Here is a 2194-nt window from a genome sequence, read left to right as displayed (position 1 = left end):
TGGACGGCAACAGATGCATGCGGTAACACCGGAACACAAACGCAAACGATCACCTTCACCAGGGATACTGAAGCACCGGTAATTACGGTTACAGCTTCAACAGCGGTAACCTGTAACCCGACAGCGGCACAGCTCACAGCTGCCTTTGGTACTGCCTCAGTAAGCGACAACTGCGCTACCGGTCTTACCGCCACCTTCACCGATGGGGCAGAAACAGGTACAGGTTGCGACCGCTCTATCACCAGAACCTGGACGGCAACAGATGCATGCGGTAACACCGGAACACAAACGCAAACGATCACCTTCACCAGGGATACGGAAGCACCGGTGATAACTTGTCCGCCATCACAATCGTTCTGTGTTGGGTCAGGCAACACTTATACTATCCCTGCCTTGACTGCAACGGATAACTGCAGCACTAACTTGACGATCACTTACCAGGTCACAGGGGCAACAACAAGAAGTGGTACAGGAACCGATGCAAGTGGAACATTTAATGTAGGTGCGTCAACAATAACATGGACAGTTACAGATGCATGTGGCAATATTTCCACCTGTACAACAGTGGTAACCATTAATCCATTGCCAACGCCGGTTGTAACTGGTCCAACTCCAGCCTGCGTACTTACCGAAACAGTAGTGTATAGCACACCGCTAAATGGTTGCAACACGTATAGCTGGACGGTGTCTGCCGGAGGAACTATCATTGGATCAAGTACAGGCAATTCAATAACTGTTCAGTGGACAACACCTGGCGTCCAGACTGTGACGGTAACAGAGACCATGTGTGGAACTGGTTGCACGGCTACGGCTAACCAGACTGTGACTGTTAATCCGAAACCTGTAACAACCCCAATCACCCATAATTAAAAATGAAAAGCAACAAAGAAATGAAACCCAATTAAAACCACCCACAAAGCTGCAAACATGCACGCTGCTTCCTGGAGAAGCAGTGTGCATGTAGCGCTTTTCGGACAACTTAATATAGTAAGCTAACGGACGAGAATGTTTAAACGGTTACTACATATCATTGTATTCACTTTGCTCTTGTTCAGTGTCAAAGAGACATCTGCGCAAATGGCTATGCCGGATCATGTATGTATTGGAACCACTAAAAAATATTCTGTAAATGATGCAAGCGTCCTCTCTACTTACATATGGAAAATAGATGGTGTTACACAATCCATTACTACCAATGAAATAACTATTACCTGGAATACGGCTGGTCAATTTCTCATCACCGTACAGGAACGTTCTGCAGATGGTTGCGAGGGAGATATACAATCAGGGATTGTTTATGTATATCCAGTTGTAACCGGAACTCAAACTGCCACTGTTTGTGCTAATCAATTACCATATTTATGGAATGGTAATACTTATAATGCTGCGGGAATCTATAAGGATACCCTTGTCAGTGCTACAGGTTGTGATTCTATTGTCACCCTGACATTGAATGTAAATCCAGTGGCAACTGGAACTCAGACAGCCACTATTTGCGCCAATCAGTTACCATACACCTGGAACGGGAATTCTTATAATGTGGCTGGAACCTATAAGGACACCTTAGTTAGTGCTGCAGGTTGCGATTCCATCATAACCCTGACATTAAATGTTAACCCAGTTGTAACAGGAACTCAAACCGCAACTGTTTGCGCTAATCAATTACCATACTTATGGAATGGCAATTCCTATACTACTGCTGGCACTTATAAGGATACCCTGACTTCCGCCGCGGGTTGCGATTCCATCATAACCCTGACATTAAATGTTAGCCCAGTTGTAACAGGATCTCAAACCGCAACTGTTTGCGCTAATCAATTGCCATATTTATGGAATGGTAATGCTTATAATGCAGCGGGAATCTATAAGGATACCCTTATCAGTGCTACAGGTTGTGATTCTATTGTCGCCCTGACATTGAATGTTAATCCCGTTGTAACAGGAGCACAGACAGCCACTGTTTGTGCCAATCAACTGCCATACACCTGGAATGGCAATAAGTATAATGCAGCTGGATCATATAAGGATACCTTGATTAGCGCCGCCGGTTGTGATTCTGTTGTTACGCTCACCTTGAGTGTTAACCCCGTAGTGACCGGGTTACAAACGATTACCATCTGCAGTAGCCAACTGCCATACACCTGGAACGGTAATAAATATAATGCTGCCGGAACATATAAGGACACCTTAATTA

Annotated in this window: 2 protein-coding genes; both read left to right on the top strand. The window is 45.0% G+C overall.

Going from position 1 to position 2194, the window contains the following annotated elements; all coding sequences use genetic code 11:
- Positions 1 to 870, top strand: an 870-nt coding sequence (locus ACJ751_RS18910; protein ID WP_407747080.1) for a hypothetical protein, incomplete at its 5' end; no start/stop codon positions are given.
- A gap of 135 nt (positions 871 to 1005) precedes the next feature.
- Positions 1006 to 2194: hypothetical protein (locus ACJ751_RS18905; protein WP_407747079.1), on the top strand; the 1189-nt coding region annotated here is incomplete at its 3' end.

This window comes from Niastella sp., assembly GCF_045805085.1.
In the GTDB taxonomy this organism is placed as follows: Bacteria; Bacteroidota; Bacteroidia; order Chitinophagales; family Chitinophagaceae; genus Niastella.
The sequence above is the reverse complement of the archived record's forward strand: the minus strand, read 5'-3'. Positions and strand labels throughout refer to the sequence as shown.